The organism is Calothrix sp. CCY 0018, from assembly GCF_963920925.1.
Classification (GTDB): domain Bacteria; phylum Cyanobacteriota; class Cyanobacteriia; order Cyanobacteriales; family Nostocaceae; genus Rivularia.
The window spans coordinates 158,040-184,730 of the sequence record NZ_CAWUDI010000010.1 but is presented as its reverse complement, the minus strand read 5'-3'; the positions used below and the strand labels follow the sequence as shown (position 1 = coordinate 184,730).

Genomic DNA, 26,691 nt, shown 5'->3' with positions numbered 1-26,691 from the left:
GCCCTTCAGGGCGGGGTGAGGGAGAAAGATTATGGTTGTTACCGGCATAAAAGTTATGTGAACGAAAAACGCGGAATTTCTATCAAAGTCAACACCCTAGCTTTAGCCCTTTCTTATGAGGGGCTAAAGCCCTTACTACAAACTGTCAAAAAATCAACTCTCCAAATCTCCAACCTCAAAAGTTTGGTTTCCCACCGTTACCTTATCCCCAGTTACTAACTTTCTACCTCGACGAGTTTCCAATGTACCATTAACCTGAACATCACCATCCACAATCATGTGCTTGGCTTGCCCTCCCGTTGACGCTACACCCAACAACTTTAAAAATTGGTCAAGTTTGATCATAATCAGTTATCAATTATCAATTATCAGTTACCAGTTAGGAGTTAATATTTTTTCTCCCCCCTCTTCCCCCTCTTCCAATGCCCAATGCCCAATGCCCTATTCCCAATTCTTAATTTCTTAATGAAAATATCGCATTAAGATCGATTCCAATTTAATAATACCAATTGGTTTACTTACAAAATCATTAGCTCCAGCTTGGATAAAGCGACTGCGGGAATCATCATTATCTTTACTCGGTGTCATCAGTACGACAATTTTACCTTGTAAATCTGACGTTTTTCGCAATGAAGCAAGTAAATCGAAACCGCTGACTTCTCCTAGCAAGATGTCTAATAAAATTAGATTCGGCTGGTAAATGCGGACTTTTTCCAAAAATTCTCTTCCATCTGGCATCCACTCAACTTGATAACCAATAGTTTGCAAATAATCTTGTAATAATGTGCCGGTATGCTTATCATCTTCTACTAGCAAAATACGTTTATTTCTAAGAGTATTTTTAGAAGCCACACTCGTATTCAATTTATGAACTTTTTCTGACCATTTTTCAATAATATTTTCTTCTTCAAATTCAGTATCGGGAAGAAATAAAGTAAACCGACTTCCTTTTTCAAAATTTGATTCTACCGTTACATCTCCACCGTGCAAACGGGCTAATTTGCGAGTTAAAGCTAAACCCAAACCCGTACCTTCATACTGACGATTTAACCGAGAATCAAGTTGTTTAAAAGGTTCAAATAAATATTTAATTTGATTGGGTTTAATACCAATACCAGTATCGCATACCAGAAATGCTATTCCTTTAGGTAACTTTGTGACTTGCAACGAAACTTTCCCTTCAGCAGTGAACTTAATTGCGTTGGTAAGTAGATTCATTAGCATTTGCTTGATTCGCCGTTCATCAGCAACACAAGTCTCTGCTTTTTGATCGATGCAACAAGTTAATTCCAATCCCTTTTCTTCAGCACGTTCGCGTACAGTTGATATAACATAATGACATAATTCTTCTACCTGCAAAGGCTGTAATAATAATTCTTCTTTTCCTGCTTCTACCTTGGATAGATCGAGAATATCGTTAATTAATTCTAATAAATGTACGCCACTGCTGTATATAGAGTCAATATATTCTTTTTGTTTATCATTCATCTCACCAAAAATTTCTTGTTGAAGCAACTGCGATAAACCCATAATTGCATTTAAAGGGGTTCGCAATTCATGGCTCATAGTTGCTAAAAATTCGCTTTTTGCTCGACTACCAACTTCAGCTGCTTCTTTACTTTCTCTGAGTTGTAATTCTGTTTGTTTACGTTTGTCGATATCTTCTATAATCGCCAGAAAAAATTTAGTTTTACCACTTGAACGTACAATCAAAGAAATACTCAAATGAGTCCAAACTGTACCACCATTTTTATCTAATAGCTGTCTTTCTATTTCCAAACACTCAATTTTACCCAGCATCAATTGCTTGTAAAGCCCAACATCACCATTTTCAAAGCAAATATAATCGGCAAAACTTTTTTGAATAAGTTCGCGTAATGCCGTTTTGCTCAAGCTTTGCTTATCGCAATATTTGAGCATTTTACATAGCGCCGGGTTGATATCAACAATTCTCCCTTTGATATCTACTAAGCAAATACCCATAGAAGAACGTTCAAAAATTGCCTTAAATTGCGCTTCACTCTGCTTTAACGCTTTTTGTGCAGCTTTTCTTTCGCTTGCTTCTATTGCTAATGTCACAAAATCTGCAATGGAACTTGCAAAAGTTTCTTCTTCTAAACTACACTGATGACTTGAATCTATAATGTTTTCACTGTATACATAACATACTATACCTACTACACTACCTCTAAGCCAAATAGGTACGTTTAATACAGATGTCACACCAAATACAGAAAGATAAAATTTAGATAGTTCTTCAGCTACATTAGTTTCTGAAAGATTATCTACAGAATCATTACCTTTTTCTAAAGCAGCAAAGTAATTAGGATAATTTTCTTTTTTTAAGATAATTGATTTTGAATGACTGTTGTATTTGTAATTATATAAATTAATGCAAAGCATTTGAGAATTGTCTTCACCGTACAGCCAAACACCAACTTGTTCGACATTTAAAGTGATTGCTGCTGCTCGTGCGATTTCACGTACCGAGTCAATTATATTCCCTTGAATAAAAGCTTTACTCCTAGCTAATTCTACCAAAGTATTGCTTTGCTTTCTTAACAGATTTTCTCTTTTTTGCAACTCTGTAATATCTCTTAGTGCCGCTACCCATATAACTTGAGAGCCATTAGAAATAACTTTTGCTTGAATTTCCGCTGGAAATGTAGAACCGTCTTTTCTAATTACAGTCACTTTTAGTGGTTTTTTATAACCACCAAATACATTTTTTCTCATTAATTCTTGCGATTCTGACGTAACTAATTCAAACCCATTTTTACCGATTAGTTCTTCAAAATCATAACCAGTCATGTTCGCCAAAACATGATTCGCATCTAAAATAATCCCTTCCTCGTGCAACATTATTCCTTCAAAAGTAGCTTCAGACAAAAAACGCCATTTTGCTTTTTTACTGCCTTCATTCTGAGAATGTATATTCTTAATCTGGGTACTTTCAAACGCACAAACACGCTTTTTTCTTTCAACCGCAGATATTAATATGCGTTTTAAATCACGAGTATTAGTATTATTTATAACTACAACTTCATCAGCGCCTAATTTAATGGCTTTTTGGAGAGTCACTTCATCTTCATTCTCGCTTATCGCTACAACTGCCGTATTGGGAAACAGTGAATATATTGAGGAAATAATTTCAAAATCTTCAAGATTTCTCAACGGTAAATCTAAGATTATTACATCAATAGATTTTTCCTGCAATACTGAATCAGCTTCAGATAACCCATTAACCACAGTAATTTGATCGGGCAAGAGCATTGACTGCAACCACTCAATATCGTTTTTATTAGTTTTCAACAGCAAGATACTGTAACTATTTAATGTCATGCTCGTCACCAGTAGAGCAGTTATCCAGAATCACGATGCAACTCCGCATTATTAGTGTCTCATAATACGCTACAAATTTGTTCTTAATCTATATTGCGTGTATTTACTGATATGCTTTGAAAGTAATCAAAATTCTCTTACTAAACATTATCATCTTAATACTAAAGGCTATAACTTTGAAGACCATCTATCTATAGCTATTTTCCTCGATTATCTTAATAATATAGATACAATTTTTTTCTATTTCATTAATTTATTTGATTTTTATTACAGTTACTGTATTTAACTCTGTAGATAGATTAATTTAAGAACCGAATACGCTCAAAATTAAAGTAATATTCAGTTATTGTCTTCGAGTTGAGTAATGACCAAGGATAGCATTAGAATAGTTTCGCTGATTCCCAGTGGAACTGAGATATTAGCAGCGTTAGGATTAACCGATGCAATCGTTGGGCGTTCCCATGAATGCGATTTTCCTTCTCAAATAAGAAATCTTCCTGCTTGCACTCAAGCCAGATTAAACAGTAATGCTGCTAGTGGCGAAATTCACAACAAAGTTAACGATTTATTGCAATCTGCTTTGAGCATATATCAAATTAAAACCGATCTTTTGCACCAATTACAACCCACTCATATTGTCACCCAAGATCAATGTGATGTTTGTGCTGTCAGCTTTGGGGAAGTCGAAAACGCGCTGAAAAGTCTTACCAATACTTCCCCACAAGTTATTTCCCTGCAACCAGATATTCTTAAAGATGTTTGGAACGATATTGCACGAATCGCTGAAGTTTTTGATGTGGATTCTGCACAAGTCTTAGAAAATTTACAAAATCGCGTTAAAACAATCGTTGATAAAACCCAGGCACTTTCCCCCACAGAGATTCCCAGCATTGCCTGTATCGAATGGACTGAACCTTTAATGAGCGCATCAAATTGGATTCCCGAATTAGTTACTTATGCTGGAGGGAAACCTTTATTTAGCTCCACAGGGAAACCTTCCGAAATATTAAAATGGCAAGATTTTGTCAACAGTAACCCAGATGTAATCATCTTTATGCCCTGCGGTTTCGATTTAAAGCGCACTCGCACCGAAGCTAATTCATTAACCCAAAAACCCGAATGGGAAAAACTCCGAGCAGTACAAAACAATCAAGTTTACATTACAGATGGTAATGCTTACTTCAACCGCCCCGGCCCGCGTTTAGCAGATTCGTTAGAAATTTTAGCAGAAATCATCCATCCAGAAATCTTTGAATACGGTTATCAAGGTAAAGGTTGGGAAAAGATGTGATGAGTTAGGAGTTAAGAGTAGGCAGTAGGCAGTAGGCAGTAGGTTATTCTTCTCCCTTGTCTCCCCATCTCCCTATCTCCCCATCTTCCCCCTCTATCTCTTTAACCTTTAACTTTACGAATTATCTGTTATCCACTCAATTAAAGCTCTTAAATTTTCTGGTATTGCGCTTTCGGCTACTGTCACCGTATGTTGTTTATCTTTATCTTCCACTGTCAAAGTATATTGAAAGCGATCGCGCTGCTTTGAATTACCTTCTATATATGCAGGTAAATTAAAGAAATTTGCAGATTCCAATAATTTACATAACTCTTCGGTTTCTTTTTGCGGTAATTTAGCCGTATCAATCTCCATAAGTTTACTTATTCCCGCAAAACCGCCGCTACGTTCTAAGGATATTAACATTTTGATTGGGCATTGGGAGAGGGGGAGAGGCAGAGATGGGGAGACAAGGGGACAAGGGGACAAGGGAGAAGATAACTCCTAACTCCTAACTGTTCACTGCTCACTGCTAACTGTTAACTGTTCACTCCGACTTCTTTCCAAGCATTTTCTACGGCTTTTTGTTCGCTGCTTGCTTCACCGTAAAGTTCTCTTGCTACTGCAATTGTTGCTTCTGCGCCTTGTTTGATGTTTGATTTTGAATCTAATTTTTTACATAAACTAACGTACCAAATTTTTCCTGCTTTCTCCCAAGCGTAACCGCCGATTTCGCTTGCTGCTAGGTAAAAAGCTCGGTTGGGAATGCCAGAGTTTATATGCACTCCGCCGTTATCTTTAGTACCCGTATAGATGTCTTTCATGTGTCCCGGTTGGGGATCTTTACCAAGTATGGGGTCGTCGTAAGCTTTGCCTGGTGCCTTCATCGAGCGAATTCCCTCGCCTTTGACTTTCTCGGTAAATAATCCTACACCAATTAACCAATCTGCTTTATCGGCAGTATGATTATTAATTCGCTGTTTGACTAAGGAACCAAATACATCAGAAAATGATTCGTTAAGTGCCCCGGCTTCGCCAAAATAGATTAAGTCGGCTTCATGCTGGGTAACTCCGTGGGTTAATTCATGTCCGATTACATCAACCGACTTGGTGAAACGATTAAATAATTCGCCGTCGCCGTCACCGTAAACCATTTGGCTGCCATTCCAAAAAGCGTTTTCGTAATCCTTGCCGTAATGTACCGTCGAATCCAAACGCAAACCTTTGTTATCTATAGAAGTGCGATCGCAAATTTCTTTGAAAAAGTCGTAAGTCGCGCCAGCAGCATCATAAGCTTCGTTTACCGCTTCGTCTTCACTGGGAGAATCGCCTTCATTTCGGACTATTTCTCCAGGAAGCTGTTGAGCATTTTTCGCATCATATATAATCCGGTTTTTCTCACCAGTTGGCGGCGCAGCTTGCATACTACCAGAATTTATCCGCTTTCCCCTAGTTTGTGCCGAAAGATTCAAAGTTTCAAAAGCCCATTCGCGCTGGGTTGGGGAACCGTTAACCGCCACCTTTTCCAACATATAAGGCGGGATAATACAGCAGATGGGACATCTGTAATTAAGTGAATGGGTTAATCCGAAACCATGCGATCTTTTCTGCTTTTTTCGAGCCATTTAAAAATGTTCTCCTTATTTTAGATTTTAGATTTTAGATTTTAACAACGGATGCTTTTGTTTTAGATTTTTAATGGTTATAAATTATCAAAACCGATCGAATGTTAGCTATGTTACTTATTAATGTTTTATTAATGCAATATAGAGAATATTTTTGTTGTTGCGTGATAGTTGTTTATATTTCTTATTTTTCTTATTTAAAAATTAATGTATTTTAGTCAGAAAAAGCGGGCAAGATGCCCGCACCACAATAAGTTAAAAAATAATCCAAAATCCAAAACAAAAGCATCCGTTGTTAAAATCTAAAATCCAAAATCTTTAGACTATTCCGCCAAACACCGCCAATTTATAATATTTCCAAGGTACGGCTACGGTATTAAACTCAGCTTTCATTAGCATTTGCAACTGTGCATCTAAAGTTGCTAACTGGTCTTGGCTGGAGTGCCCGTAACTAGCAGCATAATCTACAGAATCGCTGTTACTTGCCAAGCGAGAACGAACTTCTTCTATAGTGGTTCCTTGTTTTTCTGCCCATTCTTTTCCTACAGCTTGATATATTTCTTCTAATATTGGCGATTCTGATAAAACCGGATCTGCATTCCAAAAACAACCACCTTTATTAAGACTTTTGCCGATACGTTGAAATAACTGTGCTTTCATCTCGTCACTCAAATGATGAATTGCTAATGATGAGACGCAAGCATCAAATTCCGCTCCGATATCTAATTTTTCGGGATTATTCGCCCATTCACCAAAATCGGCTTCTATACCTTTCCATTGTTGATATCCCGCTTCAGCCATCTTTTTTCGAGCAAATTCAATCATTCTCGGTGAATAATCGAGAGCGATAATTTCAGCATCAGGACAACGATTGAGTATTTTCATACTGAGTTCACCCGTACCGCAACCTAATTCTAAAATACGACGGGAGGTAGAAGGAACGCAGCGAGCAACAGCTTCGAGCATTTCGTCATACCCCGGCATTAGTTGCCGCATACCAGCATCAAAATCGGTAGTTTGAGCGAAAACTTCACCCGGAAATACTTGTGGCACGATCAAAATTTTTACCCTGAGAAAGCAGCATCAATATAATCATGCATCAATTTTTGTCTTCAAAGCACTAAACATTACACCAAAATTGCGGAATTTCTTTAACATGGTTATAGACCTCACTAGTTTTGTGTGGTTGTGTGTTGTAAAACTTAGTTGTAATTTGTCGGGGGGTTAAACCCTTGGCATTTTTTTTGTGGTTGCGATCAATATCTGTTAGTTTGAGTCAATTATTTGACGTTTAGAAGAAGCTTAAACCGTTACAAACCCGATTATAAATCTGATTTCAAGTTGAATAACTGTATAAAAATGATAAATCACTCTTTAGTTAGGTTTAAAGTTCATCCTTTAGATAGATACTATATTTATCAATTGATAGATTGCCAAACGACACTAGCTTAAATTAGAATTTTGTTATTCTATAGTGTTTATAATTTTTTCTAATACTTACTTTTTATTCAAAATTATTAAGTTATATTTCTGCAATATAATTACCTACCCAAAGAATAAATTAACTTCTGCCAAACTTTCGTATAACTCATAAGTGAATTATTTATGCCTTTGATAGAGACAATAAAAGACAGCATCAGAGAATTAGTTGGTAGTGCAGTTAAAATTTTTCCTGCATTATTAACGGCACTAATAATTATATTTTTAACTAGATTTGCTGCTCAATTTGCTCAGAGAATAACTGCAAAAATAGCGATGAAAACGGTTAGCAGCAAATCGCTACAGTTTTTGATGGCGAAAAGCGCTTCTACAGTCACTTGGATTTCTGGAATTCTCCTCGCTTGTGTAATTGCCTTTCCCGGTTTAAGTTTGGGAGATATTATTGCTACTCTCGGACTTAGTTCTGTGGCAATCGGTTTTGCGTTTCAAGATATTTTCAAAAACTTTCTTGCCGGTATTTTAATACTTTTACAGCAACCGTTCCGTATTGGCGATCAAATAGTTGTTAACGATTACGAGGGTACTGTTGACCAAATTGATATTCGCACTACCGAAATTATTACTTACGGTGGCGAACGAGTTGTAATCCCCAATTCAACAGTATTTACAAGCATAGTTCGAGTCAGAACAGCATTTGCTCACAGACGTACTGATTTAGCTGTAGGTGTAGATTACAATACTTCTTTATCCCAAGCATCTGACATTTTAGAGCGAACAATTTCACAAGTCGAAGGGGTTTTAGATAAACCAGAACCAGAAATAGATTTAGTAGCTTTCGGTGATAGTTCTATCGATTTCCTTGTTCGCTACTGGACTTTATCTCGACAAAAACAAGTTCGTCATGTTCAAACCAGAGCAATTCTAAGCATAAAGCAAGCTTTTGATAAAGCCGACATTAGCATTCCTTACCCAATTCGTACTTTATATTATTACAATCAGGAAAAATATAACGATTCTATGCCAACTTCAAATAATGGCAACCCTTCGCAAAGTGACTTCAGCGATAATTATCGACAATAAAAAACTAATTACAAACCTAAAGCCTGGTAAAACGGTTTACCAGGCTTTTCGATGAAGATTTATTAAGGTCAAATCTTTGCTTTTGGTCAATGATTTGGAGAATTGAGAAATTTAAAAAACTAAAGTTTACTTAACTCATAGCAAACAACGCATTTATGTATTTTCCTATTTAGGAGCTTGGCTTACCGGAATTCGGTATATGCCCTTTTTTAATGCTGAAATTTACCTGGGCCTTGACCGGAGACACATTGTCATTTACCCGACTGAGTTCTTAATGCCTTGCTTGTGTCTTACTAATTAAGTTATCACCTCTCCACAGAAATGAAACCCCTGATTAACTGAAGTTTACGAGTCTTCAAATTTCGCAATATTATTAGTTGGGGAGAGGGGGAAGAGGGGGTAGAAATTTAAAACTCAATTCCTAACTCTTATAATCCAAAATCTAAAAGAAACGCATCCGTTGTCAAAAACTAAAATCCAAAATCTATTAAACTCCTAACTCCGCGCCTCCTAACTCCTAACTGATTACCAAGTCCACATTACGGGGCTGTCGTCATGATGGCTGGTGACGGTTTTTCCGATCGCGTCTATTTGTTTTAATTCGTCTTGAGAAAGTTTTACTTCGGCAGCTTTGGCGTTTGATACAACGTGTTCGGCAATACGGGCACCGGCGATCGCGTTAGTTTGAGGTTGAGCGATTAACCATGCTAATGATAGCTGTGCGAGGCTGCATTGATGGCTTTCGGCGATTGGGCGCAGTTGATCTAAAGCTTCTTGGGCACGTTTGATGTTTTCCCCTTGAAACAACTGGTTGTCTGCGCGGTTATCACCTTCTTGGAATTTATGGGAAGCATCAAATTTTCCAGTTAGTAATCCTTGGGCTAGAGGGGAATAAGCCAAGATGGAAATATTATTTTCAATACAGTAAGGCACTGCATCGTTTTCAACTTTTCGCCAAAATAAAGAATAGGGTGGTTGCAAACTATCAATTCTGCCGTACTTTGCAGCTTCTTCTAATTGTTTTCGAGAAAAATTTGATACACCAATTGCCCGGATTTTACCTTGTTCTTTTAAGTGGTTGAGGGCGTTCATTGTCTCTTCTATCGGAACAATTTCGGAATTTAAAGCACCGCTAGGCCAATGAATTTGGTATAAATCAATATAGTCAGTTTGAAGATTTTTTAAAGAACGTTCGCAAGCTTCGATTACTTGTTGATATTTAAGATGATTGACGAAAACTTTCGTCGCATATTCAAGTTTATCTCGCACATCTGATAGTGCTTGGGCAACAATTTTTTCTGAAGAACAGAAAATAGGGAATAGGTAACGGAGCTTGTCAATTACTTAGAATGACTATATTAGGACATTAAGACTTACGCAAAGCCCCCCTTTTTGAAGGGGAGCCACTCCGTTGCTCTGGTTCCCAGAGTTGTAGGAAGTGGCGTGGGTTGGGGGGATCTAAGCCGTAAGTCAAGCTTAATTTTATGTTTCTTGAGGGACACGCAATACCTACGGTACGCTCCGCTAGGCGCTAACGTTGCAATTACGCAAGCTCTATATATATAACAATCCAAAATCTAAAATCGCAAATGGAATTAACTATAAATAACGCATTGAAAGAATGGGCGATCGCCGTTGATGCGCTAAAAACCGGAAAGACGATAATGCTGCTGCGTAAAGGTGGTATCCACGAAAAAGGTGGGAGTTTTCAAGTTGCTCACAATCAAGTTTTGCTTTATCCAACTTACGAGCATCAAAAAACTTTTATGCTCAAAGCTGATTATTCCGATCAAGTTATTTCAGTAACACCGGGTTTACGACCTGAAAGCGTAAAAATAACTAGTTACGCTGAAATTACCCATATTTTGCCAGTTTCCGACGAATCAATCGTTAACGCTTTGTTTCAATTTCACATTTGGAGTCAAGAATTCGTGAGCGATCGCCAAAAATGGAAACCTCAAGAACCCCTGTTCGTGTTGCTATTACGGGCATACAAGCTACCAGCAGAACAACTTGTGACGTATCATCAACGATATGGTGGATGCAAATCCTGGATTGACTTAAACGAATCAATTTCCCTCGGAGCAGCAAAACCAGCTTTATCAGAAAATGTTTATTCTAAATTAGTTGCTCAAATTTGCGAGATTATTGGCGATTCTTGCTATATTTCCTCGATAAATTAGGAAAACAAAAAACCAATGTTTAAATAATCTTTATTCCTATATACAAACTTGAGTCTGGAATTTTTAGGCGCAAAAGCTTTAGAAACCAAGAGTTCTATAAATTAATTATTAGCTTTGAAATATACCGATCTATTAATGTAAAATGATACCTCACAAAGGTAACTAAAGCTACACACAGCTAGTAAAAATACATATACAATTAGACAAACGTAGATATTTGTTATCGGTATTTGATTTTTGATTCCACGGGCGATTTTGTCTGTGGTTAGTTTTTATTTAGACAAGAAGCAGCAATGTAATTTCTAAATAAACGACTATATCAAACTATCATCAAACGCTGTTGAATATTGCCCAAAAACTGAAGAATGAAAACTAAATGTATTTTATCTTTTATAACTCATTCTTCAAAAACATCCTGAAAGGGTGAGGCAAGGCTTGACAAATATCTACAATAATGCATTATAGGCTAGATGCAAAGGAGATTGTATGAAAAGAATGTGCTGGTTATCCAAGTCCGGTCAAAGCGGAGAGAAGATTTTGCACTTGCAGACAGCACCGAACGAACCCTGGCGGCCATACACCGCTTTTCGACAATTAGCAGTACCAGATTATAAGATACCAGGCGGTTCCAAAGGATGGGCTACTTATCAAAAGTTATTAAAAGCAGGTTGGACAATAGTACCCAGCGCCCGCGCCAACGAATTTTCACCTTTGGTAACTTCAGACTTTAGACGCTTCACATAAAAATAGGGAATAGGGAGAGTTAGGAGTTTTTTCTACCCCCTCTCCCCCCATCACCCCATCTCCTAAATCCCCCTAGCTTCCCCTTCCCCCCTCGGATCTGCCGCACCTTCGAGAGTGCCGTCTGGTTTGACAATAATTAGGTTGGAGTTACCCCAGGGGTTGGTTTGTTTGATTTTGTGTCCCCGTCGTTCTAATTCTTGCAGAGTCAATGTATCCAACCCCCAAGGCTCAACGCGCAACATATCGGGAAACCATTGATGATGTATGCGGGATGCAGATACTGCTGCTGCTGCATCCATATCATATTCCAATATATTGAGAATTATTTGCAATACTTGAGTAATAATCGTGCTGCCACCTGGGGTACCCACAGCCATCCGCAACCTTCCGTTTTCGGTGACAATTGTCGGAGTCATGCTCGATAGAGGAGTTTTGAGAGGTGCGATGGAATTCGCTTCGTTGCCGAGCAAGCCGAAAGCGTTGGGAACTCCCGGTGCTGCTGAAAAATCATCCATTTCATTATTAAGAACTATTCCCGTTCCCGGTGTGACTACACCAGCACCAAAACCTAAATTAATCGTAAACGTTAAACTTACGGCGTTAAGTTGTTCGTCAATAACTGTTAGATGGCTGGTTTCTGTAGACTCGTGGTATTTCTTATTTATATATTTTGGATTAGGATATGCAGGTATTAATCTTGATGGTTCGTTTCGAGTAAATTTCTCTAATATATTTTTATCAATCGGCTTTACTTCAGTTGAAGGTTTTGCACGCTGCATATCGATTTGCTGACGGCGAAGTTTTGCATACTCTGGATTTATCAGCTGTTGTTGGGGAACTTTGACAAAATCAGGATCGCCCAAATATTCGGAGCGATCGGCATAAGCAATTCGCATCGCTTCCGCCGTCAAGTGGATTGCGTCTGGGTGGTGCCATCCTAAAGATTTTAGATCGGTATCGCCGATAATATTTAACATCTGCAATAAATGAATGCCTCCCGATGATGGTGGTGGCATCGAACAAACTCTGGCTTTACGGAAATTACCGCATACTGGCTCGCGCCAAATCGGTTTGTAAGATTTCAAGTCTTCTAGAGTAATTAAGCCGTTATTTTTTGCCATATCACTGGCGATCGCCCTAGCGATTCTTCCCGTATAGAAACTTTGAGGATTACCAGCTATATCTTGTAAAGTTCTTCCCAAATCTCTCTGTACGAGCTTTTCCCCCGGTTGAAAATAATTACCGTTGCGAGTAAAAATAGCTCGTGCAGGTTGGTTGCTAGCAATCATTTTCTTACGTATTTTGACAGCTTGCACGAACTTGTCACTGACTACAAAACCATCCTTTGCCAATTTAATCGAAGGTGCAACAACTGTTTTCCAAGGCAACTTACCGCTTCGGCGATGCACCTCATACATACCTGCAACAGTTCCCGGCGTACCTACAGCCAAATAGCCATTGATACTTGCATCGCGACGCACTTTACCGTCATCATCCAAATACATATTTTTCGTTGCTTTCAACGGAGCGCGTTCCCGAAAATCTAAAGCTTTAATTGTACGCTTTCTTGAATCGTGCATCAACAGAAAACCGCCACCACCAATTCCAGCCGAAAAAGGTTCCACCACCGAAATTGCAAAAGTTGTCGCTACGGCAGCATCAATAGCATTACCTCCTTTTTGTAGCATTTCCAACCCCGCATCGCTAGCTAAAGGATGGGCTGAAACTACCATTGCTCTTTTACCGCGCAAAGGTTTTTCAAAAGCAGCACTAGCAATTTGTGTGTAAAAAACAACGCTTAATAAAATGATTGAGCGAGATAAAATACGCATATGCTTTTGTTATAAAATCAGGTAAGAAAATTTATATCACGAAGCAAGCACGTTTGTATTTTAAGATTTATAGTTAAGTTTGAAGGTCATGGGATTTTGGATTTTTGATTTTGGATCGTTAAAGGTCAAAGAAAATTAGCTGATTATATATTTACTCACGAGCAAGATGCTTGTCCTTACGGGCAGACTTAGTTAACGGACTACAATCTGAAAGAAAATGCTTGATAATTGATAATTGTTCATTCATAATTGATTAAAGATGGAAACGAAAGCAGATTTACCGATTAATCTTTTACAGGGTAAACATACTTTACCAGTTATTGAAGCATATTTTGAATTCGTTCAATTAAAACAGCTTTATCGTCAGGGTTGGCTGCATCAAGGAATATCCTTAGAGAACTGTGAAAGCGTTGCAGAACATTCTTTTTGTGTAGCTTTATTAGCTTTGATACTAGCTGATGAATATTCTGTTGAATTAGACACTGCCAAAGTAATTAGAATGGCATTGATTCACGATTTAGGAGAAATATATGCCGGTGATTTTACCCCAGCAGATAACATTGATAAAAATCATAAATATCAGTTAGAAAAGCAATCTGTCGTAAAGGTTTTAGAAAAACTTCCTAACGGGTTTAAATGGATTGCGTTATGGGAAGAATATGAAAAAGGTGAATCAGTAGAATCGCAGTTTGTCAGACAATTGGATCGATTAGAAATGGCTTTACAAGCTAGCGTTTACGAACATCAAGGTTTTGCCAATTTATCTGTATTTTTTGCTTCTGCACGTCAGAGTTTGTCTTCGGTGGAATTGAAACTTATATTGAGTAAGTTAGAAGAATTGAGAAATTGCTGAATAGATATAAATTATAGTTAAGATGCCGTATTATATTGAGTTAATATAAGATAATTATTGGCAATCTGTTTTGTAAAAATATTTTTATGGCTAGAGATAAATACCATGAAATAGTAAAAGTAGCGCTTATTAAGGAAGGATGGTTGATAACAGATGACCCACTGGTTGTAGAAGCAGGTAAACGTAAAATTCAAGTAGATTTAGGTGCGGAAAGATTAATTGCGGCAGAAAAAGAAGGTGAAAAGATTGCTGTAGAAATTAAGAGTTTTATTGGTGTTTCAACATTACAGGATTTCTACCTAGCTTTAGGACAGTTCAATTTTTATCAATACGCTCTTGAAAAAAAGATGCCTGAGAGAACTTTGTTTTTGGCTGTTCCAGATGATATCTATGAAGATTTCTTTCAGGAGAGCTTTATTCAAGAATTATTAATACGCTATCAGGTCAAAATGCTTGTCTATCAGATCAAAAAAGGAATTATAGAAGCATGGATAAAGTAGCTAATTATAAATCAATTGTTCGCCAACTTACGATTGAGATTGGTAAACTTGGCGAGCGTCCCGGAAATGAAGTGAAAAATCAAATTATTTTAGATGATCAAGGCGGTCATTATTTACTTTATTTTAACGGATGGCGAGATTCTAAACGTACTTATGGTTGTTACTTACATATTGATGTTAATGATGATGGTAAAGTATGGGTGCAGCATGACGGTACGGATTTACGTGTTGCGGAGCAGTTATTAGAAAAAGGAATTTCTAAATCTAATATTGTTTTAGGATTTCATTCACCGATCAAAAGACCCGATACAGGTTATGCTGTCTTTTAATTAATCCGATTCACGCTTAACTATCAACCCCCAATCAGTTCAGAGGCTTATGATAATTACGACGGCCGCTACCACGATGGTCTTTTTGTCTTTTTGGCTTTTTATTTAGATGCTTATTTAGTGTTTGTTTATAAGTATCTAATTGATTGTTTGATTGAAATATAGAATTTTGGGTAAACGAAGGTGGCGCTACTGAAATCAATAGCGGCAAAATAAAGTATAAAATTTTCATAATTTTCGAGTCAAACTAGGGCAAATTACTATTAATACAACAATCTACCTCTCTTAGTCTCTGGATTTCAAGTCAAATAGAATACATATTTTTTTTTATTACTGAGAATAAATTACTTTCTTATAGATTTTATGTTTTCGATAAGAGTCGTACTCCTAACTCCTGACTGCTCAGCTTTTCAATTCGCTGAAGTGCTTCTTGATAGTCTTCCTGATTTCCCTGCTGTTGATAAAGATTTGCGGCTTGTTTGAAATCTGCGATTGCTTGGAGTTTATTTCCTAACTTCTCATGAACAAAACCCCGATTGTAATAGGCTAAGGTGTTTTGAGAATCTATTTCGAGTATTTGGCTAAAATCGACAATTGCTTTTTGATAGTCTTTCAATTCGGTATAAACAAAACCTCGATTATTAAAAGCATTAGTATTGCGAGGATTAAGTATAATTGCTTGGTTAAAATCGGCGATCGCCTTTTGATTATCTTTTAGATCGTTGTGAGCGTTGCCACGGTTGTTATAAGCTGTATCATATTCGGGATCTAGCTTAATAGCTCGATCGTAATCGTTGATAGCCTTTTGATGCTCATCTAAATTGCGATGCACAAGACCTCGGTTGCTATAAGCTGTAGCTAGTTTGGGATTGATTTTAATTGCTTGGTTGAAGTCGGCGATCGCACTTTTATAATCTTTGAGATAATAATGAGCTAAACCTCTGTTGTTAAAGGCTTCGGCATATTTAAGATTGATTTTGATTGCTTTGCTGTAATCGGAAATTGCTTGTTTATAATTCTTTAATTTTCGATTTGCTAAACCACGGGAATTGTAAGCTTCGGTAAACTTGGGATTAAGTTCGATCGCCTGGTTATAACTATTAATTGCTCCTTTTAAGTCACCTTCTTGAACTTTATTTTCGGCTCGCTCGAAGTAGTCTTTTGCTTGAAAAAGAGTTTGACTATAGCTAGTTTTAGCTAATAAAGAGTTTTTTATGGCAGAATTGCTAGTTTTGTTACAGCTAATTGTAGAAATAGATAGCAGTAGTAACGCTATAAATAAGGAGTTTTGAGATTTCATTTTATACTAATTTACAGATTTATTTTTTATTACTTATTTTAAAATTTTGCATTGCCTGAAAATATAAGCAAAATCGAGAATACTGTGAGTGATGTAATCTTTTTCTATTCGTACACCGCAAATAACTTTAGTCGAAATTAAAGATAAAATTACATACTTTTTATATCACGACCTTTATTCTATTTTACTGTTCATTTATACATTTTAAAAGATGTAATTACGTATGGAAGGTAAATTTTAGGTATGTTTTAAGCCAAGAAAAGATATTTATTGCGAATTTTGCTGAGAAAAAACCATTTTTTATGTATAAACAGTAACTACTGTGCTTTCAAGCTAGAAAAAGGCAGGTTTTTTGTAGCACTTTCTCCGATTTTGCTATCTCGGCTTTGTTGCTTCGACAAACAACCGAATCAAACCATTTGCAATCATTAATTTCTATTTTTGCACTACACTAGTTATTAATTTTATAGGTAATTAAAAGTAGACAGCGAACAGTATATTGAATTGAAAAAAGCTAATATCGCTCTTAACTCTTAACAATAAGCTCTTTAAAAATATGCAAAGCGTTGTCGTCACGGGCGTTTCCACAGGTATCGGTTGGGGTGCGCTGAAAGTATTAACCAGTAAAGGAATTCATGTATTTGGTAGCGTTCGTAAATCTGAAGATGCAGAACGTTTAACTAATGAATTTGGGGATAAGTTCACACCTTTAATATTCGATGTTACTAACGAACAATCTGTACGTGAAGCGGCGGATAAAGTTAGCAATCAAATTAACGGTAATAACTTGCTTGGTTTAGTAAATAACGCCGGGATTGCAAAAGGTGGCCCTTTAATGCATCAACCGATTGCGGAATTTAGCAAACAAATCGAAGTCAATTTAATTGGGCAGCTAATTGTTACTCAGGCTTTTTTACCTTTATTAGGAACCAATTCTGCTTGCAAAGGTAAACCGGGAAGGATTATTAATGTCAGTTCCGTTGGTGGTAAGATTGCATCGCCATTTCTCGGTGCTTATAGTGCATCAAAGTTTGCATTAGAAGGATTTTCTGAAGCCTTACGCCGCGAACTTATACTCTACGGAATAGATGTAATTATAATTGGGCCGGGTTCGGTAGTCACACCAATTTGGGATAAAGCCGAACAAATGGACGTTTCTTTATATGAAAATACTAAATTTGCAGCTTCAAGTAAGAAGTTTCTAGACTATGCGCTGGAAAAAGGACGTTCGGGTTATCCCGCAGAAGCGGTAGGAAACTTAATTTTGAAAGCATTAACAACTGCAAAACCTCGGGTTCGTTATCCGATTGTTCCCAACCATTTCTTTGATTGGACGGTTGCTAACTTACTTCCCAAACGAGTTATTGATAATATTCTTGCGAAGCAGTTTGGTTTAAACAGTGAGCAGTGAATAGTCAACAGTGTTAGCGTTACTTTAACGAGTCGTGCCGCGAGTAAGGCTTGCGTCGCCCGGAGGGCGGCGATACACGCGGTTAGCGGAGCGTACCGTAGGTATTGCGCGTGTCCCGAAAGGGACATACAGCGAACAGTTACCAGTAATTAGAAAATAGTCTGTTTTTCATCAACTCAATTTAGTATTAGTAGCGACGTTAACTTCTCTCCTGACTAAAGTCGAGGAGATTCTAATTTCTTAATTTGTACTTAGTAACTAATAACTGATAACTGATAACTGTTCAACAAGCTGTTTCCAAAATAGAAAAAGAAGAAGAGTTAATTAGACTAGGTTTACCGAAGTGATAACCTTGTGCATAGTCAATATGCAATTCCTCTAAAATATCGACAATATCTTGGTTTTCAGCAAATTCTGCTATTGTCTTAACTCCAAGAGCTTTTGCTAAATAATGTATTGCCTGTACCATTGCTTTCGTAACAGTTTCGGTATGAATTTCTTTAATAAATGAACCATCTATTTTTAAATAGTCTACGGGAAGATTCTTTAAATAAGTTAGCGATGACATTCCTTTCCCGAAATCATCTAAAGCAAAGGAACATCCTAAAGATTTAAGAGTATTTATAAACTTTGATGCTTGAGATAAGTTATTAATTGCGATAGTTTCTGTAATTTCAAAACAGAATAATTGTGGAGGAAGCTTGTGGTGTTGAAATTTTTGGTATAAATATCGGAAGAATTCATTATCATTTAGAGATGCGCCAGAAATATTTACAGAAAAGCATATATTGTCCCAATTAGTAAAATTAGCATTACTTAAATAATTAAATAAATTATCAATTACCCATAAGTCGATTCTAGGCATCATTGAATATAGATGAGCTATCTCTAAAAACTCTTCTGGTAAGATTATTTTACCGTTATCATCTAATAGTCGAAGCAGAACTTCATGATGTATTGTGTGATTATCCTTATCTAAAGGAATAATTGGCTGAGTGTATAAACGAAACCGATTTTTTTCTATAGCCTGACGTAATTTCTTTACCCATAATAGCTGAGAATTCTTTCTAGATTTTTCTCTAGCTATCTCGTGCATATATATCTGTTCTCTATTGCGTCCCTGTGCCTTCGCTAAGTATAAAGCATGGTCGGCAGCTTCTACTAATAAAATAGGATTGTCTTCGTTATTAGGAATCGAACCAGCAATTCCCATACTGACAGTAACTATTGAAGATACTGAAGAACTACTATGAGGAATATTTAATGCTTTTATTTTATTTCTAATCGCTTCTGCAACTTTTAAAGCACCTCTTGGTGGAGTATAAGGTAAAATAATCACAAATTCCTCACCTCCATATCTAGCCACGCAGTCAGCTGGACGCTTTGCCATACTAGAAATAGCATCGGCAATCATTCCCAAACATTTGTCTCCTGCTTGATGTCCGTATGTATCATTATACGATTTGAAGCAGTCAACATCGCACATAATTATAGATAACGGTGAAGGAATACGTCGTAAACGACTCCATTCTTGAAGCAGTTTCTCGTCAAAGAAACGACGATTAAAAACTTTAGTTAAGGGGTCGCACAAAGCAAGTTGTTTTAATTCTATATTAGCTGTACTAAGTTTATAATATAATCTTCCTTGCTGAATTCCGATTGCTAATTGATTTACTAAGTTTTGAAGAAATTGAATTTCTTCGGATTCCCATTTTCTGGTTTTATTGCATTGATGTACTGTGATAAATCCCCATAAAAAACTTGTTTTATGTGTTAAAATCTCATGATTGTTGTTACTTTTGAAAATTATTGGTATAGTTAAAGCCGCTTTCACCTCAAAATGCTGTAAATTTTTCAAAAATAAGCAGCCTAAATTTGATTCTTCAATATCATCTATTGCTTTAATTTCACCTCTGATAAATTGGGCAATATTTTCTTTATCTTGAATAAAATACTTATGAACAATGCTCTCTTGAGGTATTTCAGATATTTCAGGCTTAGTAGCTTGTTCTTCAATATAACTACTATTATTGTCTAAGCGACTGATAATAACACGGTCGCACTCTAAAAATTGTAAAATTTCTTTAGCAGCAGTTTTGATAATGAAATCAACATCTAAGGAATCGCGAATCCGTTCGGAAAGTTGAAATAACAGTTTTTCTTGTTGTGCTTGCTTTTGTAAAAGAGCGTTTTGTTCTACCAAATTATGACGACATTTTTCCAGACTAATATGAGTCTGAATGCGAGCAATTAATTCTTCTTTTTGAATCGGTTTAGTTACATAGTCTACAGCACCTAATTCAAATCCACGTACTTTATTGATACTATCCGACAAACCAGTCATAAATATCACAGGAATGTCTTTAGTTATATGATTATTTTTCAAGCGACGACAAGTTTCAAAACCGTCTATACCAGACATCAAAATATCGAGCAAAATTAAATCTGGTTTACTATATTCTGCGCTTTTAAGAGCATTATTACCAGTTTGAGCAACTAGTACTTTAAATCCAGCTGAGCGTAAATGGCTAAATAAAACGTTTAAATTATTTGGAGTATCGTCAACAACTAATACTATTCCTTTATATTTATCAGCTATCTCTTCTGGTTTTGCGAACATAATACTTTTGGTAGATGTACCTTCTCTAATCAGCAAGTTATTCTGATTTAGATGATTATCGATTATTATCATTATCTTAATTTCAGAACTGATAGTTAGAATAAGTAGTAAAAAATATTTACTCAGTTAGTTTAACGAACATTTCAATAAAATTATTTTCAGATTAATTTTTTTTGCAATTATTAATAGACATCTCCGGAAAACATTTCTATGGTTTTAAATTACACACAAACCGCGAGCCCCCCTACCCCCCTTCCCTATGAGGGAATGGGGTTTTAAGCCTCTCCCCCACTGGGGGAGAGGTTTGTATACAGTTCTTTTTCTTTTCCGGAGATGTCTAATCATGATTAGATTGAAAGATGTGTAAAATAACTAATAAAAAATTAGTTATGGAGCTTTTGCTTAAATGTGGCAAATTTTTATTAGACTTGTATCAATATTATCCGCACAACTATATATATATGCGCTGAAAAAATTTACTATAAAGAAGTTAAACTTTTCAGGACAAAAAGCAATAAAGTTTTAAGATGTATCGTACTTAAGCCTCAAGTGCTATGCATACTCTTATCCTAAACACAAACATATACGTAAGAAAATCTCTGCATACTTTAAATGTAAACTAGATTACATTTTCATATTCACAGTAATTTTACAGGTATTCAATAGTGAAAATACTGAATTACGCCAATGCAGTACTTATTTAAGCAAATCTTCCAGAAATTTTAATAATTTGTGTTGCTGAAAACTTTGAGCAAGCCCGCAAACTTTCTTAATAAATGAAAGGTATTTAGTATCTAATTCTTCAAGATGCTCTGCAAACTCAATAATTGCTTCTATATCCCCTATTTGAGTTAAATGTATGAGGTGTGTTAGTTGCTCTTCGGATGGAGGTACTATAGGCTCCAGGGTATTAGTATCTTGGTAAGCAGCAATTTCGTTAGGTTTGCTGTCCCGATCAAATGATGGTAATTTAGAAGAGGAAGGATAAATCCATTCTATTTCTACAAATTGGGCTATGGATTTTATCAGTAGTTTTAAGTCTATAGGTTTCGATAAAAATGCATTACATCCAGTACGATAGCTGGAAAGTTGAGCATCAAACATCGCATTAGCAGAAACCGCGATAATTGGCAAATCTTTAAATTGAGGATTGTTTCTTAGGGCTTGGGTTGCTTCAAAACCATCCATGACTGGCATGACTAAATCCATCAAAATTAAATCCGGCTTGAAACTTTCAACTTTTTCTAAGCCTTGTTTACCGTTGATAGCTCGATCAATTTGAAAACCTAAATTTTCTAAATAACTAGTGACAACAGCACGGTTAATTTTATTATCATCTATAACTAGTACTTTTGGATGTTTACCTTTGATACCGATAGGCTGTATTTCTAAGTTAATATCGGTATTGATTTGAGCATTCTCTATTTCTGAGACACAAATGTCAAAATAAAATGCACTTCCTTTTCCTGGAGTACTGTCTACAATAATTTCTCCCCCCATGAGATTGACGATTTCTTGACTAATAGTCAAACCCAATCCGCTACCTTCATTAATAGAATCATCTTGGGTTAATTGATGGAATGGTAAAAAGATTTCCTTCGCTTTTTCTGGGAGGATACCAATTCCCGTATCTGCGATTTTAAAACGAATCAGACAGTCTTTGTTATTCCGAGTAGATTCTTCGCATTTTCCTAAATTGCTGACAGAAAAATTAATGTCACCTTTGTCAGTAAACTTAACAGCATTACCTAATAAATTGAGCAATACTTGTCTTAAACGAGTTTCATCACCTCTAATTACAGCAGGTAGAGGTGATAAAGCTTGATAATTAAAAGCAATATTTTTTTGTTGAGCGCGGACATTAATTATAGAATTTATTTTTTCTATAAACAGTGGAAATGGGATATCTTTTAGTTCTAATTCTAACTGATTAGCTTCAATCTTTGACAGATTCAATATATCGTTGAGCAATGTCAGTAAATGCTCACCGGATTGATGAATCGTATCTATTTTTTGAAGCTGTTCTTTGGTAAGAGTATCATCTGCCTGAAGAATTTGAGCAAAACCTAAAATCCCATTTAAAGGTGTTCTTAATTCGTGGCTCATATGAGCAATAAAAGAACTTTTTGCTTGATTGGTGCTTTCTGCTGCTTCTTTAGCACGGGATAACTGCATGGCACTTTTTTCTAACTGATAATTTGCCAGGGTAAGCTGTTCTTTAGCATTTTCGATTGCGGTAATATCAATGCAGGAACCAATATAGCCAATTATTTCACCTTCGACATTTAACCGAGCAACTTGCCTACCCAGCATCCAATAATATTGTGCGTCAACTCCCCGAATGCGGAACTGTATTTCAATCGGTTGACTTTCATCACTTACCCTACATAGAGTTTCGTAGCATAAATTTCGATCTTCAGCGTGAATACTTTCGAGCCAAGCTTCACCAAGTTGCTGCTCTAAACTATTCCCAGTAAACTCCAACCATGCTTTGTTAAAAAATACCGCTTTACTATTTGCATCACACATCCAAATAAGTACGGGAGCGCTATCAGCCATCGTTTTAAACCGAGCTTCACTTTCACGTAATGCAGCTTCGGCTTTTTTACGTTCGGTAATATCAATGATTACCGCTAAAGTGCGTATTATAACTTCGTTTTCATCCTTATCTGCGATCGCACTTAGCAGGGTGTCAATAACTTCGCCGTTTTTGCATACAAATTGATAAGGAATATCCCAACAGCTACCGTTACGGAAAAATTCGGGTAAAATAACTTCTGCAAAGCTACGGGATTCACAAGTGAGAAAACTAATAAATTTCTTACCGATAACTTCTTGACGTTCGTAACCCAGTTTATCGAGCCAATAGTTACTTGCATCAATAATTTTACCATCTTTATCCATCGAATGTAGCATCACCGGCGTTCTTAAATACAAACTGCGAAACCTTTCTTCACTATTGCGTAAATCGGCTTCAGCCTGTTTGCGATAACTGATATCTCGAATTAATTTTAAAAAGCCGAAAACATTACCTTGACTATCTTTAACAGCGGTTTTTAAAGTTTCGCTGACAAAAATTTCTCCATTGCGACGACGGAAGTTAATTTCATAAGGCTTAATTTCGCAGGATTCAGCATCAATATCGCAGTTTGCATCGCTTAATTCAAATCTATATTTGTGAAAATCGTCTGAATTTGGATATAATACTTCTGGACTTTTGCCAATTAAAGCTTCACGTTGATAGCCAAACAAATTAGTAAATCCGGGATTTAACATTCTGATGCAGCGAGTATCATCGGTAAGGATTAAAGCATCGGGTAAAGAATTAAAAATTGCTTCAAATTCTGCTTGCTTTTGGTTTAATTTTGTGTTCGCATCTTGTAGTGCATCAAAAGTTTCTTGCAGTTTATTTTGAGCCGTTTTAATTTCATTAATGTCAATAAAACTAAGCACTACACCATCAACACTACCGTTATCCTTAATATAAGGATTAATCCGCATCAATAAATATTTATCAAAATCAGCAAGCTTGGTTTCTAAATCTAATGTTTCCTCTGTTTGGGTAGCTGACTGAATTATTTCAATAAAATTATCACAATCGAGATTATGACTGAGATGTTTTAAAGGACGATTGATATCTGTTTCTATCAGATTAATTGCAACAGTTGCAGCAGGAGTAAACTTACGAATTCTTAGCTGTTTATCTAAAAACACAACTCCGATATTTGTACTTCTAAGTAAATTATTGATATCTTCGTTCAGTTCAATTAATTCATTAATTTTTAACTGATATTCCGAATTAACTGTATAAAGTTCTTGGTTTACCGAATGTAATTCTTCATTTGTACTTTGCAATTCTTCATTAGAAGCTGTTAATTCTTCATTAGCAGCTTGATGCTCTTCATCAATAGATTCTAATTCTTGAACCAGCGTTTGAAAACTTTCTTCAGCTTGCTGTAATTGATATTCAAGTTGCGAAATTCGCTCTGAAGCTTGAGAGTCAGGTTGAAAACTTTCTCCTTTTATAAGCGGTATTAAGATATTTTGTTCTGACAAACTCACCATATATAAATTATCTGCTACTCTGTTATCTTCATATAAATCTATTTTCAACTGCATTATACGGACATGATCTTCTTCAACTAATTTTATTCCTTTATAAATGACACTATGTTTTTCTTTGCGTACTCTATACAAAGCCGTATTCAAAGGTAACTGTAAAGATGGCAATACAAGCTGCGTTACATCATTAGTCAATTTTCCTACAGGAATTTTTAGTACTTTAGCTAAATCTTCAAAAACTTCTACTACTTGATTATCATTATTAACAATCAAGCAGGTGGTTTCACTAGCATTTAAAAAAATTCTCAACACCTTCTCTAACATCAATTCTCTTTGATTTCCCTTGTTTCTAATACTATCTATATTAGAAAATGCAACCTTACTAATTTTATCCGGCTTATCTATAGAAATTGCTGGTATATGTAAACTGATATCTCGTCGTTTGTGGTAAATCTTATATTTCCTGTCGATCGGAACAAATTCATTTTCTAAATTACCTAGATGTTCGGAATTTCCTAAAAATAAAATTCCTTGACTTTTGAGAGAAAAATGCAATTTTTGCAGCACTCTACGCTGCAATTCTGGCTGCATATAAATCAATATATTGCGACAGGTAATCAAATTTATCCGAGTAAAACCCACATCCGTTGTTAAGTCGTGACTTGCAAAAATCAACATATCTCGCAATTTTCGCTTAACCTGAAATAAATTTTTCTTACTAATAAAGTATTTTTCTAATCTTTGAGGATTCACATTCTTAGCAATAGTTGCAGGATAAATACCAATAGCAGCTGTTTCTAAAGCATTTTGATTAATGTCTGTAGTAAAAATTTTGACTCGTAATTTTTTGGGCGAATTTTCCAAAGCTTCATCAACTATAATAGCTAAAGAATAAGCTTCTTCCCCCGTCGCGCATCCACTCACCCAAAACCTTAATTCTTCATCCGGTTGACTTTTCTCAATTAGTTCGGGAATAACTTCTTCTGCTAAATATTCCCAAGCTGCTGTATCTCGAAAAAAGTTAGTAACAGTAATTGATAAATCTTCAAATAAAGCCTGCTTCTCTTCATCAGACTCCTGCAAAACTTGAATATATTCTTGCACGTTATTGCAAGATGTAGCAAAACAACGACGATTGATGCGTCTTGATAAAGTATTGCGTTTGTAAAACGAGAAATTGACTTGTTGGTATCCAGATAATATATCAGTAATTTGCTTGAGCTTAACATCATCCAAAGCCAAACAAGAATTGATATATTCTTGCCGCATAGATGCAGGTGAAATCAAATAATTATAGATTAGCTCCGCTAATTGAGCAGGAGAATCAATTTGAGTTATTGTAGAGTTTAAATTTTTTTGAGGTAACTTCTGTAAATTCAATGCTGCGATCGCGCTCGATGGCATTCCATGAAATTCAGCAGTTGAAGGATCTTGAACTAAAGCAATACCCCCAGCTTCATTAATTGCTTGTAAACCCAAAGAGCCATCACTTCCCGTACCAGATAAAATTACCCCAATTGCATTTTCGTGATAGTATTTTGCTAAAGAATTGAAAAATAAGTCAATCGGAAAATTTGGTCCTAAATGTTTTTTATCTTCCCGTTTGAGTAAACGTAATTTGTCATTTTCAATAATTAAATTTTTATCTGGTGGAATCAAATAAATAGAGTTAGCAGCCAACTCCATACCGTCTTCCACTCGGTAAATTTCCATCTGAGTATGTCGTTGCAATATCTTCTTCATCAAACTTTTGAAATTAGGAGAAAGATGCTGCACAATCACAAACACCCCACCACTATCAGCAGGCATATTTTTAAAAAACTCTTCAATTGCCTGTAAACCACCAGCAGATGCACCAATACCCACAACAAACAATTTGCGATTATCCCCATAAGACGAGCATCCCTTATCCATTTGTCTAGCTGACATAAACACCCCCGATTGTTCGTCATTTCTATAATATTAAAAAATAATTTAAATAGTCAGTAATTATACATATATTTTGAAATATGTTGGGTAATAGGGCACTGTAAATAGTTAGAAGTTAGGAGTTAGTAGTGAATAGCAAGTAGTAAAATAGTTATTTTCTCCCCATCTCCT

At 36.1% G+C, this 26,691-nt stretch carries 17 protein-coding genes and 1 pseudogene; 8 read left to right on the top strand and 10 right to left on the bottom strand.

Translation table 11 applies throughout. From position 1 onward, the window contains the following. Positions 1 to 153 precede the first annotated feature (153 nt). Both ACM03V_RS10095 and ACM03V_RS10090 read right to left on the bottom strand, forming a co-directional pair. Positions 154 to 345, bottom strand: a complete 192-nt coding sequence (locus tag ACM03V_RS10095) for an RNA-binding S4 domain-containing protein (protein WP_414620634.1) — start codon at positions 343 to 345, stop codon at positions 154 to 156. Between the two features lie 117 nt (positions 346 to 462). Beyond that, complete coding sequence (locus tag ACM03V_RS10090) at positions 463 to 3,342, bottom strand: PAS domain S-box protein (protein WP_414620633.1); 2,880 nt, start codon at positions 3,340 to 3,342, stop codon at positions 463 to 465. Between the two features lie 364 nt (positions 3,343 to 3,706). Between ACM03V_RS10090 and ACM03V_RS10085 the strand changes: the two genes are divergently transcribed. Then, complete coding sequence (locus tag ACM03V_RS10085) at positions 3,707 to 4,633, top strand: cobalamin-binding protein (protein WP_414620632.1); 927 nt, start codon at positions 3,707 to 3,709, stop codon at positions 4,631 to 4,633. A gap of 114 nt (positions 4,634 to 4,747) precedes the next feature. Here ACM03V_RS10085 and ACM03V_RS10080 read toward each other — a convergent pair whose 3' ends face one another. The 3 genes from ACM03V_RS10080 to ACM03V_RS10070 form a co-directional block, all read right to left on the bottom strand. Continuing rightward, on the bottom strand, positions 4,748 to 5,038 hold the full coding sequence (locus ACM03V_RS10080) for a protealysin inhibitor emfourin (protein ID WP_414620631.1): 291 nt from the start codon (positions 5,036 to 5,038) through the stop codon (positions 4,748 to 4,750). A 113-nt stretch (positions 5,039 to 5,151) separates the two neighbouring features. After that, entirely contained in the window at positions 5,152 to 6,237 is a 1,086-nt protein-coding gene (locus ACM03V_RS10075) for a M4 family metallopeptidase (RefSeq protein ID WP_414620630.1), read from the bottom strand. A gap of 318 nt (positions 6,238 to 6,555) precedes the next feature. Further along, a complete protein-coding gene (locus ACM03V_RS10070; protein WP_414620629.1) occupies positions 6,556 to 7,290 on the bottom strand; it encodes a class I SAM-dependent methyltransferase in 735 nt (244 codons plus the stop codon). Positions 7,291 to 7,842: 552 nt separating this feature from the next. Between ACM03V_RS10070 and ACM03V_RS10065 the strand changes: the two genes are divergently transcribed. Continuing rightward, a complete protein-coding gene (locus tag ACM03V_RS10065) occupies positions 7,843 to 8,757 on the top strand; it encodes a mechanosensitive ion channel family protein (RefSeq protein ID WP_414620628.1) in 915 nt (304 codons plus the stop codon). Positions 8,758 to 9,282: 525 nt separating this feature from the next. Here ACM03V_RS10065 and ACM03V_RS10060 read toward each other — a convergent pair. Beyond that, positions 9,283 to 10,059: pseudogene (locus ACM03V_RS10060) on the bottom strand (aldo/keto reductase); the annotation flags it as partial. Positions 10,060 to 10,346: 287 nt separating this feature from the next. Between ACM03V_RS10060 and ACM03V_RS10055 the strand changes: the two are divergent. Together ACM03V_RS10055 and ACM03V_RS10050 are read left to right on the top strand one after the other, a co-directional pair. After that, positions 10,347 to 10,940 (top strand): DUF1802 family protein, encoded by a 594-nt coding sequence (locus tag ACM03V_RS10055; protein WP_414620627.1) that lies wholly within the window; start codon positions 10,347 to 10,349, stop codon positions 10,938 to 10,940. 486 nt (positions 10,941 to 11,426) lie between these two features. Continuing rightward, the gene (locus ACM03V_RS10050; protein WP_414620626.1) at positions 11,427 to 11,684 is read left to right on the top strand and encodes a hypothetical protein; all 258 of its coding nucleotides are present in this window, start codon (positions 11,427 to 11,429) and stop codon (positions 11,682 to 11,684) included. Positions 11,685 to 11,746: 62 nt separating this feature from the next. On the opposite strand, the gene ggt is transcribed toward ACM03V_RS10050, so the two are convergent. Continuing rightward, on the bottom strand, positions 11,747 to 13,516 hold the full coding sequence (gene ggt / locus ACM03V_RS10045; RefSeq protein ID WP_414620625.1) for a gamma-glutamyltransferase: 1,770 nt from the start codon (positions 13,514 to 13,516) through the stop codon (positions 11,747 to 11,749). A 259-nt stretch (positions 13,517 to 13,775) separates the two neighbouring features. Here ggt and ACM03V_RS10040 point away from each other — a divergent pair, with 259 nt between their 5' ends. The 3 genes from ACM03V_RS10040 to ACM03V_RS10030 all read left to right on the top strand — a co-directional run bounded on the left by ACM03V_RS10040 (position 13,776) and on the right by ACM03V_RS10030 (position 15,198). Beyond that, the gene (locus tag ACM03V_RS10040) at positions 13,776 to 14,369 is read left to right on the top strand and encodes an HD domain-containing protein (RefSeq protein WP_414620624.1); all 594 of its coding nucleotides are present in this window, start codon (positions 13,776 to 13,778) and stop codon (positions 14,367 to 14,369) included. Positions 14,370 to 14,455: 86 nt separating this feature from the next. Next, positions 14,456 to 14,869 carry an element excision factor XisH family protein gene (locus ACM03V_RS10035; protein WP_414620623.1) on the top strand — a complete coding sequence of 138 codons (414 nt, stop codon included), beginning with the start codon at positions 14,456 to 14,458 and terminating at the stop codon, positions 14,867 to 14,869. Beyond that, entirely contained in the window at positions 14,857 to 15,198 is a 342-nt protein-coding gene (locus ACM03V_RS10030; RefSeq protein WP_414620622.1) for a XisI protein, read from the top strand. Before ACM03V_RS10035 ends, ACM03V_RS10030 begins: the two co-directional genes overlap by 13 nt. Before the next feature lie 361 nt (positions 15,199 to 15,559). Here the strand turns inward: ACM03V_RS10030 and ACM03V_RS10025 are convergent, their stop codons facing one another. Beyond that, on the bottom strand, positions 15,560 to 16,498 hold the full coding sequence (locus tag ACM03V_RS10025; protein ID WP_414620621.1) for a tetratricopeptide repeat protein: 939 nt from the start codon (positions 16,496 to 16,498) through the stop codon (positions 15,560 to 15,562). Positions 16,499 to 17,054: 556 nt separating this feature from the next. On the opposite strand from ACM03V_RS10025, the gene ACM03V_RS10020 reads away from it, so the two are divergent. Continuing rightward, complete coding sequence (locus ACM03V_RS10020) at positions 17,055 to 17,909, top strand: SDR family NAD(P)-dependent oxidoreductase (RefSeq protein ID WP_414620620.1); 855 nt, start codon at positions 17,055 to 17,057, stop codon at positions 17,907 to 17,909. Between the two features lie 283 nt (positions 17,910 to 18,192). Here the strand turns inward: ACM03V_RS10020 and ACM03V_RS10015 are convergent, their stop codons facing one another. Both ACM03V_RS10015 and ACM03V_RS10010 read right to left on the bottom strand, forming a co-directional pair. After that, positions 18,193 to 20,601, bottom strand: a complete 2,409-nt coding sequence (locus tag ACM03V_RS10015) for an EAL domain-containing protein (RefSeq protein ID WP_414620619.1) — start codon at positions 20,599 to 20,601, stop codon at positions 18,193 to 18,195. 624 nt (positions 20,602 to 21,225) lie between these two features. Beyond that, on the bottom strand, positions 21,226 to 26,520 hold the full coding sequence (locus tag ACM03V_RS10010) for a PAS domain S-box protein (protein ID WP_414620618.1): 5,295 nt from the start codon (positions 26,518 to 26,520) through the stop codon (positions 21,226 to 21,228). Positions 26,521 to 26,691: the final 171 nt, after the last annotated feature.

What these genes read in the sequence shown, in the direction of transcription:
- ACM03V_RS10095 (WP_414620634.1), bottom strand. Translation starts at nt 345, where the DNA reads ATGATCAAACTTGACCAATTTTTAAAGTTGTTGGGTGTAGCGTCAACG.
- ACM03V_RS10090 (WP_414620633.1), bottom strand. Translation starts at nt 3,342, where the DNA reads ATGACATTAAATAGTTACAGTATCTTGCTGTTGAAAACTAATAAAAAC.
- ACM03V_RS10085 (WP_414620632.1), top strand. Translation starts at nt 3,707, where the DNA reads ATGACCAAGGATAGCATTAGAATAGTTTCGCTGATTCCCAGTGGAACT.
- ACM03V_RS10080 (WP_414620631.1), bottom strand. Translation starts at nt 5,038, where the DNA reads ATGTTAATATCCTTAGAACGTAGCGGCGGTTTTGCGGGAATAAGTAAA.
- ACM03V_RS10075 (WP_414620630.1), bottom strand. Translation starts at nt 6,237, where the DNA reads ATGGCTCGAAAAAAGCAGAAAAGATCGCATGGTTTCGGATTAACCCAT.
- ACM03V_RS10065 (WP_414620628.1), top strand. Translation starts at nt 7,843, where the DNA reads ATGCCTTTGATAGAGACAATAAAAGACAGCATCAGAGAATTAGTTGGT.
- ACM03V_RS10055 (WP_414620627.1), top strand. Translation starts at nt 10,347, where the DNA reads ATGGAATTAACTATAAATAACGCATTGAAAGAATGGGCGATCGCCGTT.
- ACM03V_RS10050 (WP_414620626.1), top strand. Translation starts at nt 11,427, where the DNA reads ATGAAAAGAATGTGCTGGTTATCCAAGTCCGGTCAAAGCGGAGAGAAG.
- ggt (WP_414620625.1), bottom strand. Translation starts at nt 13,516, where the DNA reads ATGCGTATTTTATCTCGCTCAATCATTTTATTAAGCGTTGTTTTTTAC.
- ACM03V_RS10040 (WP_414620624.1), top strand. Translation starts at nt 13,776, where the DNA reads ATGGAAACGAAAGCAGATTTACCGATTAATCTTTTACAGGGTAAACAT.
- ACM03V_RS10035 (WP_414620623.1), top strand. Translation starts at nt 14,456, where the DNA reads ATGGCTAGAGATAAATACCATGAAATAGTAAAAGTAGCGCTTATTAAG.
- ACM03V_RS10030 (WP_414620622.1), top strand. Translation starts at nt 14,857, where the DNA reads ATGGATAAAGTAGCTAATTATAAATCAATTGTTCGCCAACTTACGATT.
- ACM03V_RS10025 (WP_414620621.1), bottom strand. Translation starts at nt 16,498, where the DNA reads ATGAAATCTCAAAACTCCTTATTTATAGCGTTACTACTGCTATCTATT.
- ACM03V_RS10020 (WP_414620620.1), top strand. Translation starts at nt 17,055, where the DNA reads ATGCAAAGCGTTGTCGTCACGGGCGTTTCCACAGGTATCGGTTGGGGT.
- ACM03V_RS10015 (WP_414620619.1), bottom strand. Translation starts at nt 20,601, where the DNA reads ATGATAATAATCGATAATCATCTAAATCAGAATAACTTGCTGATTAGA.
- ACM03V_RS10010 (WP_414620618.1), bottom strand. Translation starts at nt 26,520, where the DNA reads ATGTCAGCTAGACAAATGGATAAGGGATGCTCGTCTTATGGGGATAAT.